General features: G+C 75.1%; 12 protein-coding genes, 1 pseudogene and 1 riboswitch. Of the genes and pseudogenes, 7 read left to right on the plus strand and 6 right to left on the minus strand.

Annotated elements, in window-relative coordinates:
* The first annotated feature begins 160 nt into the window (after positions 1–160).
* Positions 161–1282, plus strand: a complete 1122-nt coding sequence (locus tag JKP76_RS11310) for a ScyD/ScyE family protein (protein ID WP_200490913.1) — start codon at positions 161–163, stop codon at positions 1280–1282.
* 92 nt (positions 1283–1374) lie between these two features.
* Positions 1375–1815, plus strand: coding sequence for a hypothetical protein (locus tag JKP76_RS11315; RefSeq protein ID WP_200490914.1), 441 nt, complete (start codon positions 1375–1377; stop codon positions 1813–1815).
* On the opposite strand, the gene JKP76_RS11320 is transcribed toward JKP76_RS11315, so the two are convergent.
* Positions 1784–3178 carry an ADP-ribosylglycohydrolase family protein gene (locus JKP76_RS11320; protein ID WP_200490915.1) on the minus strand — a complete coding sequence of 465 codons (1395 nt, stop codon included), beginning with the start codon at positions 3176–3178 and terminating at the stop codon, positions 1784–1786. The two genes, JKP76_RS11315 and JKP76_RS11320, sit on opposite strands and share 32 nt — an antisense overlap.
* Before the next feature lie 155 nt (positions 3179–3333).
* On the opposite strand from JKP76_RS11320, the gene JKP76_RS11325 reads away from it, so the two are divergent.
* On the plus strand, positions 3334–4332 hold the full coding sequence (locus JKP76_RS11325) for a diguanylate cyclase (protein WP_200490916.1): 999 nt from the start codon (positions 3334–3336) through the stop codon (positions 4330–4332).
* A gap of 3 nt (positions 4333–4335) precedes the next feature.
* Here the strand turns inward: JKP76_RS11325 and JKP76_RS11330 are convergent, their stop codons facing one another.
* Entirely contained in the window at positions 4336–5364 is a 1029-nt protein-coding gene (locus JKP76_RS11330) for an NAD(P)-dependent alcohol dehydrogenase (protein WP_200490917.1), read from the minus strand.
* Positions 5365–5614: 250 nt separating this feature from the next.
* Here JKP76_RS11330 and JKP76_RS24030 point away from each other — a divergent pair.
* Positions 5615–6901 (plus strand): annotated as a pseudogene (locus tag JKP76_RS24030) (CocE/NonD family hydrolase); the annotation flags it as partial.
* Positions 6902–7013: 112 nt separating this feature from the next.
* Positions 7014–7163 (plus strand): hypothetical protein, encoded by a 150-nt coding sequence (locus JKP76_RS24035; RefSeq protein WP_375335652.1) that lies wholly within the window; start codon positions 7014–7016, stop codon positions 7161–7163.
* Positions 7164–7689: 526 nt separating this feature from the next.
* Here JKP76_RS24035 and JKP76_RS11340 read toward each other — a convergent pair.
* The 3 genes from JKP76_RS11340 to JKP76_RS11350 all read right to left on the minus strand — a co-directional run bounded on the left by JKP76_RS11340 (position 7690) and on the right by JKP76_RS11350 (position 9318).
* Positions 7690–8211 carry an HAD domain-containing protein gene (locus JKP76_RS11340; protein WP_200490919.1) on the minus strand — a complete coding sequence of 174 codons (522 nt, stop codon included), beginning with the start codon at positions 8209–8211 and terminating at the stop codon, positions 7690–7692.
* Between the two features lie 34 nt (positions 8212–8245).
* Complete coding sequence (locus JKP76_RS23440; RefSeq protein ID WP_309229797.1) at positions 8246–8587, minus strand: WhiB family transcriptional regulator; 342 nt, start codon at positions 8585–8587, stop codon at positions 8246–8248.
* A 218-nt stretch (positions 8588–8805) separates the two neighbouring features.
* Positions 8806–9318, minus strand: a complete 513-nt coding sequence (locus tag JKP76_RS11350) for a C40 family peptidase (protein ID WP_200490920.1) — start codon at positions 9316–9318, stop codon at positions 8806–8808.
* 15 nt (positions 9319–9333) lie between these two features.
* Positions 9334–9480, minus strand: a riboswitch (cyclic di-AMP (ydaO/yuaA leader).
* A gap of 387 nt (positions 9481–9867) precedes the next feature.
* Between JKP76_RS11350 and JKP76_RS11355 the strand changes: the two genes are divergently transcribed.
* Both JKP76_RS11355 and JKP76_RS11360 read left to right on the plus strand, forming a co-directional pair.
* Positions 9868–10014: a hypothetical protein gene (locus tag JKP76_RS11355; protein WP_200490921.1), complete on the plus strand. Its 147-nt coding sequence runs from the start codon at positions 9868–9870 to the stop codon at positions 10012–10014.
* Positions 10015–10117: 103 nt separating this feature from the next.
* Positions 10118–11071, plus strand: a complete 954-nt coding sequence (locus JKP76_RS11360) for a D-2-hydroxyacid dehydrogenase family protein (RefSeq protein WP_200490922.1) — start codon at positions 10118–10120, stop codon at positions 11069–11071.
* A 124-nt stretch (positions 11072–11195) separates the two neighbouring features.
* Here JKP76_RS11360 and ilvA read toward each other — a convergent pair whose 3' ends face one another.
* Complete coding sequence (ilvA, locus tag JKP76_RS11365) at positions 11196–12464, minus strand: threonine ammonia-lyase IlvA (RefSeq protein ID WP_200490923.1); 1269 nt, start codon at positions 12462–12464, stop codon at positions 11196–11198.
* Between the last annotated feature and the right edge of the window lie 13 nt (positions 12465–12477).

Consider the following 12477-nt stretch of genomic DNA (forward strand, 5'->3'; position numbering starts at 1 on the left):
TCGGGCCGGTTCCGGATCACGGCGTAGGAGCGCTGCTACCGCCTGCGACGCCGCGCGCACCGGGGCAGAAGTCGGGACCAAAGTCGCGTCCGCGACGCCGCATGTCCCTGGCAGGTTCCTGCGCGTCCTCGGGGAACCCCTGCTCAAGGGAGACAGATCCATGCGGCACTACAGGACGGCCGCGGGCGCGGCCACCGCCGTGGCACTCGTGCTCGCGGCACCGGCGACGGCCAGCGCCCACAGCGACCAGCACGGCATCCCACCGATCACCACCTTCGCCACCGGCCTCGACGGCCCCCGCCAGCTGAGCACGCTCAGCCACGGGGTGCTCCTCGTCGCCGAGTCCGACAGCGGCGAGGTCTCCTCGGTGGACCTCTACACCGGGAAGGTGCGCACGCTGCTCAGCGGCCTCGGCAATCCGCAGGGCGTCGACGCGGCGAACGGGCTGATCTACGTCGCCGTCGGCGAGGCCGGCCCGCCGCCGGAGGAGGGCGCCCCGCCACCCCCGCCCCGGCCGGCCGGTGAACCGCAGAACGTCGTCCTCGAGGCGACGCCGGACGGGAAGGTCCTGCGCTCGTTCGACCTTCTCGCCTACGAGAAGGCCAACAACCCCGACGGCCAGGTGCAGCTCGTCAACGGCCAGCCCGTCGACGCGCTGTCCAACCCGTTCTCGGTGCTCGCCCAGAAGGACCGGCTGCTGGTGGCCGACGCCGGTGCGAACGACGTCCTCTCCATCGACCTGGCCACCGGGGCGATCAGCACCTTCTTCGTCCCACCCGTGATCACCGGCACCCCGGAGTGCGCGACGGCGGAGAACAACCCCGGCACCGTCGGCTGCGACCCCGTCCCGACCGAGATCACCCAGGGACCGGACGGGCTCATCTACGTCGGCACCCTCGGCGCGGAGGCCCCGGGAGCGGCCCGGGTCTACGTCCTCGACCAGCACGGCAAGGTGCTGCGCCACATCGACGGCCTGACGTCGGTCACCGGGGTCGCCGTCGGCGACGACCGCACCGTCTACGTCTCGAACGTCATCGCGGGCGCTCCCGAGGGTGACGGCCCGCCACCGGCCGGCTTCGACCCCGCGACGGTCGGCAACCTGACGCGCATCTCGCCCGACGGCTCCCGGGCCGTCGCCGAGGTCACCATGCCCGCCGGGTTGGAGATGGCCAGCGGCACGCTGTACTCCACCGCGTGGGCCGTGGCCAGCTTCGCCAACCTGCCGAACGGGCTGGGTGAGGTCCAGCGGATCGGTGAGGGGGCGTTCGCCCGGACACCCTGATCCCACGATGCCCTGACCCGACGCCCCTCCCGGGGCGGGCGCTCCGCCCGCCCGGGGACGGGACGGCGGCGGGCCGTGCCACGCTCGGAGCCGTGGTGGACGGGGCCGGGTCGAGCAGGGCAACGCTGCACCCGGTCCTGGCCGGCTACCTGGCGGACCGCGCGTGGTCGGCCGGGCGGGCGCGGCGCGTGGTCGACGGGCTCCGCCTGCTGCAGGAGCTCGCGCGGACCGGCGACCGACCCGTGACCTACAGGGAGTTCGCCGAGCAGGTCCAGCCGGGCCTGGCCGCGCTCGCCGCGTCCCGGGTGCTCGCCGACATCGGCGAGTTCTGCGCCGCCACCGGGTGGCCGAACGTCACCTGCTTCGTCGTCTCCGCGAGCACCGGCGAGGTCTCCCCGGGGTGTCGCTGGATCGGCGCCGGGGGGCCGGTGGTGGCCCGCGAACGCGCCCGGCTGAGCTACGGCGTCCGGAACGACGGCCCACTGGTGGACGCCACCGGCGTCAGCGGGCGAGCCGGTCCAGGGCCTGGGTGAAGCTGGCGTTCCACAACCCGAGGTGCGGCCAGCGCGCGGCGACGTGCGCCGTCGCCTCCTCCGCCGTCATCCCCTCGGTACGCATCAGCCAGGCGCGCAGCACCAGCCCGGTCCGCGAGGCGCCGCCGTGGCAGTGCACCAGCAACCGGTGTCCCTCGGCGCGCAGCGCCGCCATGTCCTCCAGCACGTCGGCGAGCACGACGTCCAGGTCGCTGTTGTGCTCGTTGTCGGCGACGTACGCCATCCGCTGCAGCTCGTGCTCGAACGGCTCGCCCAGCCGGCACAGCGAGATGACGGCGAAGTCCTGCTCGCTGTACCGCGCGCCGTCGAGGTTCGCCGCCCAGATGCCCGGCAGCACCTCCTCGGGGCCGATCCGCGGGATCACGCCCGGGTCGTAGCTCTGCTGCACCCCGCCGTCCAGCGCGGCCGCCAGCTGCTGCAGGTCCGCCAGCCGCCACAGCTTCTCCGCGAACCCGGGCACCCGGCCGTGCACCACCGACGCCCACCGGCTCGGGATCCCACCCATCCCGTGCACGGCCCCGGCGAGCCCGCCGGCCACGCACGCGACCGTGTCGGTGTCCCCGCCCAGGTCGATCACCAGGCGCAGCACCTCGGCGAAGTCCGACCCGTGCCGCAGCGCCCACACCGCCTGACCGAGCGTCGGCCACACCGCGCCGTTCGACTCGGTCGCCTGATCGGGCGTCCAGTCGGGGGCGAGCACCGTCGCCCACCGCTCGCGGTGCTCGGGTGCCACCAGCTCCAGCGCCGCGGGGATCGCGGCCAGCGGGTCGCCGCCGTCCAGGGCCACCCGCATCAGCTCGGCGTGCACCGCGCAGCCCTCGCCGGCGGACGGGTCGCCGTGGGTCAGCGCCGAGAGCTGCCGGGCGGCGTCCGTGGTGGCCGCGGTCCCGAACCGGGCGAACCAGATCGCCGACGGCGTCGCGCGCATCAGCGAGCCGTTGCCCGCCGCGTGGCCCGACCGCGCGAAGTGCTCGGACGCGGCCGACGACCACGGCCGGCCCGAGCCCAGCACCGCCCGCGTCTGGTTGCCGATGTCCGGCGGGTCGGCCGCCGCCCACTGCGCGAACCGGTCGAAGACGTCGGCCGGGTCCAGCCGGCCGGCGTCGACCAGGGACGACGCGACGAGCAGCGCCATCTGCGTGTCGTCGGTGAACTCGCCCGGCGCCCAGCCCAGCGACCCGCCGCCGCACATCTCGGTCTTCGCGCCGCGGGCCGGCGCCGGGAAGCGGGCGGAGAAGGCCCCGGCCGGGCCGAACTCGAAGGGCGCGCCGAGCGCGTCACCCACGGCGGAGCCGACGAGTGCTCCGGCCACCCGGTGCGAGCGGTGCATGGACGAGCTCATCGAACCTCCGGGGACGGCGCGGACCTCCCGGCACGGTAGCCGCGCGGTCGGACCCGGCTCCGGCCCGACGCGGCTCACCCGCCCGGGGGAGGAGCGGGCGGCGAAACTGTAGTGACTCGTTCAAGCCCGGCCCTGGAGCTGCCGACACCCAGGAGGTGAGCCGGTCCGTAACGCCCGAGGTGGCGACGACGCGCATCATGGCGCGCACGCTCGCCACCTTCTACGGGTTCGGTGGCGCGGCGGGCCTGCTCGTGACCCTCGACATCGACCCCGGTTCCCGCCGGGCGATCCTCACCGTGCTCAGCTGCCTGGCGCTCGGCGCCGCCGTCGTCGTCGGACGGTGGGGGGCGCGCTGGCCGCGGCCCTACATGCACTCCGCCGTCGGTGCTGCCACGGCGATGATCGCGAGCGCCGTCCTGATCGCGCCGACCCCGGTCAGCTCGCTGGCGGCAGCCACGCTGATCACCTTCGTCGTCGTCGACGCGCACTTCTTCTTCTCGGGCCGGGCCGCGCTCGGCCACCTCACCGCCGCCGTCGTCGGCATCACCCTGGCCCTGCTGCTCAGCGGCGTCGGACCGGGCACCGCGTTCGGCTTCGACCTGGTGCTCGCCAGCATCGGGATCGTCATCCAGCAGCTGGTGTCACTGGCCTCCGACGCCAGCCGTGACGCGCTCACCGGGCTGCACAACCGCCGCGGCTTCGACCAGGCGCTCGAGGAGCTCATGGCCGAGGCCTCGCGCTCCGGCGAGCCGCTGTCCGCCGTCCTCATCGACGTCGACCACTTCAAGACCGTCAACGACACCCACGGCCACGAGGAGGGCGACCGGGTGCTGCGCCGGGTCGCCGACGACTGGCGCGGCGAGCTGCCTGCCGGCGCGCTGCTGGCCCGCCACGGCGGCGACGAGTTCTCCCTGCTCCTACCCGGCCGGACGGGGGAGGAGGCGCTCGCCCTCGTCCGCCGGGTCTGCGCGCTGCACGACGGGGTGTCGCTGTCCTGCGGCGTCGCCCAGTACCGCCCGGGCGACAGCGCCTCGCAGCTCATGCGCAGCGCCGACCGCGCCCTCTACGACGCCAAGATCCTCGGCCGGGGCCGGGCCGAGCTGGTCGGCTCCGACTCCGGCGGCTCCGGCAGCCGGGTTCCGCAGCCCAGCTGATCCTCAGGGGACGACGACGGCGCGGCCGCGCAGCGTCCCCTCGTGCATCCGGCGGTAGGCCTCGGGCGCCTCCTCGATCGTGAACCGCTCCACCTCGACGTGGATCGCACCGCTGCGGGCCAGGTCCAGCACCTCGATCAGCTCCGACCGGGTGCCCCAGTACGGCGCGCGCACCGTGGCGCCCATCGGCGTCGAGAAGAAGCCGGTGGGCAGCACCGCGCCGCCGATGCCGACGATCTGGATGACGCCGTCCATCGCCACGGTCTGCCGGGCGATCTCCAGCGTCGGGGCGGCGCCGACGAAGTCGAACACCGCCTGCGCGCCCACCCCGCCGGTCAGCTCGCGGATCGCCGCGACCGCCGACTCGTCGGAGTGCAGCGCGCGGTGCGCGCCGACCTCGCGGGCGAGCTTGAGCTTGTCGTCGCTGAGGTCCAGGGCGACGACGGTCGCCCCGGTGATCGCCCGCAGGATCTGGATGCCCACGTGCCCGAGCCCGCCGACGCCGATCACCACGGCGGTGCTCCCGGCCGGCAGCGCGCCGAGCGAGGAGACGATCGCGTGGTACGGCGTCAGCCCGGCATCGGTGAGCGAGACCGCGGACACCGGGTCGAGGTCGCCGAGCGGGACCAGGTGCCGGGCGTCGTCCACAATCAGGTACTCGGCCAGAGCGCCGGGCGCGCCCAGCCCGGGCGGGTAGATGCCGAGCCCGCCCGCATGCGGGCAGTAGTTCTCCGCACCCCGGGCGCAGGCGTGGCACCGCCCGCAGCCCCACGCGCCGTAGACGGCGACCGGCTGGCCCAGCTCGACGCCGCTCACGCCGTCGCCGAGCGCGTCGACGACGCCGGCGCCCTCGTGGCCCAGCGTCAGCGGCAGCTGATAGACGCCCTCGGGCAGGCTCATCACGAACGCATCCGAGTGGCACAGCCCGGCCGCGGTCACCTTCAACCGCACCTGGCCCGGCCCCGGTTCGGGCGTCGGGATCTCCACGACCTCGGGTTCGCTGCCGACGGTCCGGTACTGCACTGCGCGCATGTCAGCTCCTCGCGGGACGACGATGCCCCGACCCTAGGGCCCCGCGCCGACGAGCAGACCGTCGCAACCCGCCGCTAGGGTCGCGCCGTCCCCGCCGCTCTGACCAGGAGATCCCGTGCGCCGGCCCGATCCTCCCTCGCCCCGGCCGCTCCCGCGCCCGGCCCGCCTCGCTGCCGCCGCGCTGGGCCGCCGGTGGAAGCTGCCCGCCCCACTCGCGCCGGTCCAGGTGCTGGGCGACGTCGACGTCCCGATGCGCGACGGCGCCGCGCTGCGGGCCGACGTCTACCTGCCCGCCACCGCCGGCCCGCACCCCGTGGTGCTGCTGCGCTCCCCGTACGGGCGTGGAGCCGGGTTCGCCGTGTCCACGGCGGTGCCGTACGCCGAGCGCGGTTACGCCGTGGTCCTGCAGAGCGTGCGCGGCACCTTCGGCTCCGGTGGCGACTTCACGCCCGTGGTCAACGAGGAGCACGACGGCCAGGACACCGGCGCGTGGCTGCGCGAGCAGCCCTGGTTCGACGGCCGGCTGGCCACCCTCGGGCCCAGCTACCTCGGCTACACGCAGTGGGCGCTGGCGCTCGACCCGCCGCCCGAGCTCACGGCCATGGTCCTGCACATCGGCCCGCACGACCTCGCCCAGGCCGGGCTGATCGACGGCGCCTTCCAGCTCACCAACCTGGCGATCTGGACCGACCTGGTCGCCCACCAGGAGCAGGTCGGCTTCCTGCGCGGCCTGGTCCGGCTGGCGACGGCGGAGCGGCGGCTGGCCCCCTTCCTCGGCGAGCTGCCGCTGCAGGGCCTGGCCGAGCGGTTCGGCGGCACCCCGGCGCCCTGGTTCGACGAGTGGATGGACCACCCCGACCTCGCCGACCCCTACTGGGACCGGTACCGCGCGACGCCGGCCGTGCACTCCTCGACCGTGCCCACGATGCTCATCGGCGGCTGGCAGGACTGGTTCCTCGAGCAGACGCTGTACCAGTACGGCGTCCTGCGGCAGCGCGGCGTCGACGTCGCCCTGACCCTCGGCCCCTGGGCGCACCTGGGCATCGACCCCGCGGTCACGACGCCGGAGAGCCTGGCCTGGCTCGCCATCCACCTGCCCGTGGACGGCGCTCCGCCGGCACCCGAGCGGCCCGAGCCGGTGCGGGTGCACGTCAGCGGCGCCCGCACCTGGCGGACGCTGCCCGACTGGCCCCCGGTGGCCACCGAGCGCACCTTCCACCTCGCCGGCGGCGGCCGACTGGTCGACGACGCCCCCGTCGAGGCCGCGGTCACCCGGTTCACCTACGACCCGACCGATCCGACGCCCTCGATCGGCGGGCGGGTGCTCGCGAACAGCGCCGGGCAGCGGGACAACCGGGCGCTCGAGGCCCGCGCCGACGTCCGCACCTTCACCACCGAGCCGTTGCGCCGACCGGTGGAGGTCCAGGGCGGGGTGCGGGTGCGGCTGGTCGTCGAGTCGGACAACCCGTACGCCGACGTGTTCGTGCGGCTCTGCGACGTCCAGCCGAACGGCGCCTCGATCAACGTGACCGACCGGCTGGTCCGGCTCGATCCGGCGCCGGGGGAGGTGCCGCGCGCGGGGCTGCGGACGATCCGAGACCACCCTGACCGACACCGCGCACCGCTTCCGCGCCGGCCACCGGATCCGCCTGCAGGTCTCCGGTGGGGCGCACCCGCGCTACGCCCGCAACCTCGGCACCGGCGAGCCGCTCGGGAAGGCCACGCGCAGCCGACCGGTCACCCACCGGATCCGCTCCGGCGGGCCGACGCCGTCGTCGATCACCCTCCCGACGGTCTGATCGGTGCGTGGCCGTTCGGGGACGCGGGCGGGAGCAGCAGCCCGAGAAGCGGAGCGGCGCCCTCCGCGCTGAAGTCGGTGACCGGGACGACCGCGCCACCCTCCGGGCGCGCCCAGCAGGGCAGGTCCTCGGCCCGCCCGCCGGGGAGGACCACCGGGACCAGGGCGGGGCAGTGGCCGGGCGGGACGTCGACCTCCCGACTCGGCAGGGCCGTCGACGCGACGACCAGCACCCAGGAGACGGTGGTGTCCTCCAGCAGCCGCTGCAGGTCCGGGGGCTCGTTGGACGTCAGCGACTTCCAGCCACGCCTCGACGCCGGCGGTGGCGAGGAACGCGCAGAAGGCGCGCGTTTGGTCGGCCTCCGCGGGGCCGGCCGGCGCGGCCAGCACCAGCACACGGCCTCCCGTCGGCCGGGTTCGGTTCGCTTCGGTTCCGGTATCCACGGTTACCCCCTGCGGTCCACCGCGCAGAGTGGCACCGCGACGGGCGGGCGGACAGGTCTTGCGGCGCGGCCGGGCGGCGGGCGTCAGCCGCCGTCGGCCAGCCAGCGCTCGACCCGGTCCAGCTCGGCGTGCGTGAGCCCGGTGGAGTAGGCGGGCGCCACCACCAGCACCTGGCCGTGGCCGCTGATCCACGCGCTCGCGTCGTCGGCCTGGTCGGCGAGGTCGTCGTCGATCCAGACGATGCGGCGGCCCGGCTCCGCCGCTGCGACGGCCTGCGCGGCGGTCAGCTTCCACCAGCCGGCGACGCCGCCGAGCGTGCCGCCGAAGCCGGTGGGCAGCGCGTCGCGGCCGTGCGTGCGCAGCCCGCGGGGCAGCCCCAGCGGCCCGGCCAGCAGCTCGTCGGCGAGCTCGGTCCACGTGGTCAGCCACTGCAGCTCCACCCGGCCGGACTCGTGCAACGCCCGCAGCCGGGCCACGACCGACGGATCCCAGGACAGGACGTAGCCGTTGAAGCGGCCGCGCCGCCAACCCACGGGCAGGTCGTGCCGGACGGCGTTGAGCACGCCGTCGACGTCGAGCAGCAGCACCGGGGGAGGAGGCGTCACCTCGTCGTCCCTACCCGGCGCGGGCTCCTGCCGCTCAGGCGGTGATGGCGTCGCGACGGGCCACGCGCAGCCGCCGGCGCTCGCGCTCGGAGAGCCCGCCCCAGATGCCGAAGCGCTCGTCGTTGCGCAGCGCGAACTCCAGGCACTCGGCCCGCACGTCGCAGCCGGTGCAGACGCGCTTGGCGTCGCGGGTCGAGCCGCCCTTCTCCGGGAAGAACGCCTCCGGGTCGGTCTCACCGCACAGCGCCGACAGCCGCCACGACTCGTCGTCGGGGGCGACGGGCTCGGTCCACGGGGTGCTCCACGACGGCTGGTCGTGGGTGTCGACCGTCTCGTCGGGGACCAGGGACAGGAAGGGGCGGTAGGACGAAGGCACAGCGCTGCTCCAGGGGAAGTGGGGCGGGGGGTGACGGACCGGTACGGGCCGTCGGCTGGCACTGACGTTATCTGCGCGTGATCTGACGCGCTCCGGCGGATCAACCCGAAACCGGACCGTCCGGTTGGCGCATTGTGTGGACACGTCGACGGGTCGCCATGTCGCCGTGTCGACACCGGGCCGGTGATGGCCCGGCCCGGTGCCGACAGCTGCGGAGATCAGGCGACGCGGCGGGTGCTGTGGTAGCCGGGCACCGAGTCGACCCGCACGATCGAGACCGGCTTCCCGTAGGTCGACGAGTGCACCATCATCCCGTTGCCGATGGCCATCCCCACGTGCCCGACCGGGTCGTAGAACGTGATCAGGTCACCCGGCTGCATGGCGTACCAGGGGACCTCGACGCCGGCGGTCGCCTGTGCGCGCGACGTGCGCGGCAGCTGCACGCCGGCCGCCTTGTAGGCCGCGAAGGTCAGACCCGAGCAGTCGAAGCCGCCGGGGCCCGTGCCGCCGTACACGTACGGCTTGCCCTGCTGCGCCAGGGCGTGGTTGACGGCCGCCTGCGTGGTCGGCGTCGGTGCCGGGGCTGCGGAGAACATCACGGGCGCAGCGGCGGCGGGCGGGGCGACGGCGACCGAGGCGGCCAGGGGGGTGAGGGCGAGACCGGCGCCGGTGAGGAGGGCGAGGGTCGCCCCGCGGACGCGGCTGGACGAGGACGTGCGGGTAGTCGTCATGGACGACGCGTTCTCCTGTTCTCCATCAACCGCCTACCGAGTTAGCTGACGGGTTCGGGCGGGGAGATCGCCCGGCGGGACCGGTCGAGCCGGTCGCGCTTCACCCCAGGGACTGCGCGTGGGTCCCCGGCCCGGCGCCGAGACGTTCGGCGCCGGTTCGGCGGTGTCCGGCCGGGTGTCGCCGGAGGCGACGTCGAAGGCCTCGGCCGGACCGCGACGACGCTAGGTGGATCGACCGGCCCCTGCCGGACCGCGCCGCGGCGTCGTCCGGGTGATGGGCCGGCCGCCACGCCCGGGTGCCCGTTGGGCGACTCGCGGCCCCAGCACGCCGGTCGCCGTCCGGCCCCGCCGGCACCTCTCGCCCACATAGCGGAACGTGATCGGGCGCTTACTTCTCTGTGCGAGGCGTGGCGTCACCGACGGCAGCGGCCCACTCACGCGGCTCGGCGCCGATCGCGTCCTCCGGCCGGTGGACCGGGATCCCGACGGGGGTTGGCGGCCGCCGTCACGGGGCAGGGACGGGGTCAGTCCACAGCTGAGGAGGCGAACATGGCCGGAATGCTCCGGAAGCTCATCGCGTCCGGGGTCGCCGCACGGGTGATCCAGGAAGCGCGCAAGCCGCAGAACCAGGCGAAGCTCAAGAAGATGCTCGCCGACTTCCAGAACAAGAACGCCGGCGGCAAGCGCCCCCGCTGACCCACCGGCGCCCGACGACGGCCCCCGACCGCATCCGCCGGTCGGGGGCCGTCGCACGTCCGGCGCCGGGCCCCTGGCGACGGCGGTGTAGTAGACCGGGGGCGTGATCCGCATCGCCGTCCTCGACGACTACCAGTCCGTCGCCGCCGACTTCTGCGACTGGTCCCGCGTGCCGGGGCCGGTCCAGGTGGTCGGGTTCCACGACTCGGTCTCCGACGTCGAGGCGCTCGCCGCGCGGCTGGAGCCCTTCGACGTCGTCGTCGCCATGCGGGAGCGCACCGAGTTCCAGCGGGACCTGCTCGAGCGGCTGCCGAACCTGCGGCTGCTGGTGACCACGGGCATGCGCAACCGCGCGATCGACGTCGCCGCGGCCGCCGAGCGGGGCATCACCGTCTGCGGGACCGGTGCGGGGGCGGCAGCCACCGCCGAGCTCACCTGGGGGCTGGTCCTGGCCACGCTGCGGCACATCCCGCGCGAGGACGCCTCCGTCCGGGCCGGGGGCTGGCAGCAGACCCTCGGCGGCGACCTGGACGGCGCCCGGCTCGGCGTCGTCGGGCTGGGGCGGCTCGGCAGCCGGGTCGCCCGCGTCGGCCAGGCGTTCGGCATGGACGTCGTGGCGTGGAGCCAGAACCTCACCGACGAGCGGGCCGCGGAGGTCGGCGTCCGCCGGGTGGAGCGCGACGAGCTCTTCGCCACCGCCGACGTCGTCACGGTCCACCTGCTGCTGTCCCGGCGGACCCGCGGCCTCATCGGCGCCGACGACCTCGGCCGGATGAAGCCGACCGCCGTCCTGGTCAACACCAGCCGCGGGCCGATCGTCGACCAGCAGGCGCTCCTCGACGCGCTGCACGGCGGCCGGATCGCCGGCGCCGGGCTCGACGTCTTCGACACCGAGCCGCTGCCCCGGGACCACCCGCTGCGCTCGGCCCCGCGCACCGTGCTCACCCCGCACCTGGGCTACGTCACCCGTGGCACCTACGAGGTGTTCTACGGCGAAGCGGTGGAGGACGTCGCCGCGTGGGTGGCCGGCGAGCCCGTGCGGGTGCTCGAGCCGTAGGACCGCGGACGCCGCCCACCCGGGCCAGGGGGTCCGCCCGGGGGGCGGTCCGTCGGTCCTAGTGCTCTGAGTCGCCACAGACTCAGAGCACTAGATCCGGCAGGACGACCTGCCGGGGAGCGGGTCAGACCAGGAAGCGGTAGGCCGTCGACCCGGGCAGCAGGTGCTCGATGCGCAGCGGGCTGGCCTCGACCCGCTCGAGCAGCTCGGCCAGGCCCTCGACCCGGCCCAGCTCGATGCCGGTCAGCGCGGCGCCGGTCTCCCGGTTGTCGCGCTTGACGTACTCGAACCGCACGATGTCGTCGTCCGGGCCGAGCACCTCGTCGAGGAAGCGGCGCAGCGCGCCGGGTTCCTGCGGGAACTCGACGAGGAAGTAGTGCTTGAGCCCGCGGTGCACCAGCGAGCGCTCGACCACCTCGGCGTACCGGCTGACGTCGTTGTTGCCGCCGGAGAGCACGCAGACCACCGTGGAGCCCGGCGCCAGGTCGATCAGCCCGCCGCTGAGCGCCGCCGTCGCCAGTGCGCCCGCGGGCTCGGCGATGATCCCGTCGGTCTGGTACAGGTCGAGCATCTCGGTGCAGATCTGCCCCTCGGGGACGGCCAGGAGCTCCGCGCCCGCGTCGCGCACCATCGGGAAGGTGACCGCGCCGGCCCGGCGGACCGCGGCGCCGTCGACGAAGGTGTCCATCTCCGGCAGGTCGACCGGCTGACCGGCGGCCAGCGCCGCGGCCATGTTCGCCGCCCCCGCCGGCTCCACGCCGATGAGCCGGGTGGTGGGGGAGTGGGCGCGCAGCCAGGTGCCGGCACCCGCGAGCAGCCCGCCACCGCCGACCGGCAGGACGACGACGTCCGGCGGTTCGGGCAGCTGCTCGAGCACCTCCACGGCGACGGTCGCCTGCCCGGCCACCGTCGCCGGCGAGTCGAAGGCCGGCACCAGCGTGGCCCCCGACGTCGCCGCGAACACCGCCGCGGCGGCCGCCGCCTCGTCGTACGAGTCGCCGGTCACGACCAGCTCGACCATGTCGCCACCGAGGGCGGCGATCCGCTCGCGCTTCTGCCGCGGCGTCGTCCCGGGCACGAACACCCGGCCGCGCACCTGCAGCGCGCGGCAGGCGTAGGCCAGGCCCTGCCCGTGGTTGCCCGCGCTGGCGCAGACGACGCCGGCGGAGCGCTGCTCGGGACCGAGCGCCGAGATCATCGTGTACGCGCCGCGGATCTTGTACGAGCGCCCGACCTGCAGGTCCTCGCGCTTCAGCCAGACGTCGGCGCCGGTCAGCGCGGAGAGCCGGGCGTTGCGCTGCAGCGGCGTCCGCTCGGCCACGCCGTCGAGCCGGCGGACGGCGTCGCGCACCTGCGCCTCGAACCCCTCGGGGGACTGGTGGACAGCGTTCACGCCGTCATCGTCG

It is taken from the genome of Blastococcus sp. TML/C7B (assembly GCF_016612845.1).
Taxonomy (GTDB): Bacteria; Actinomycetota; Actinomycetes; order Mycobacteriales; family Geodermatophilaceae; genus Blastococcus.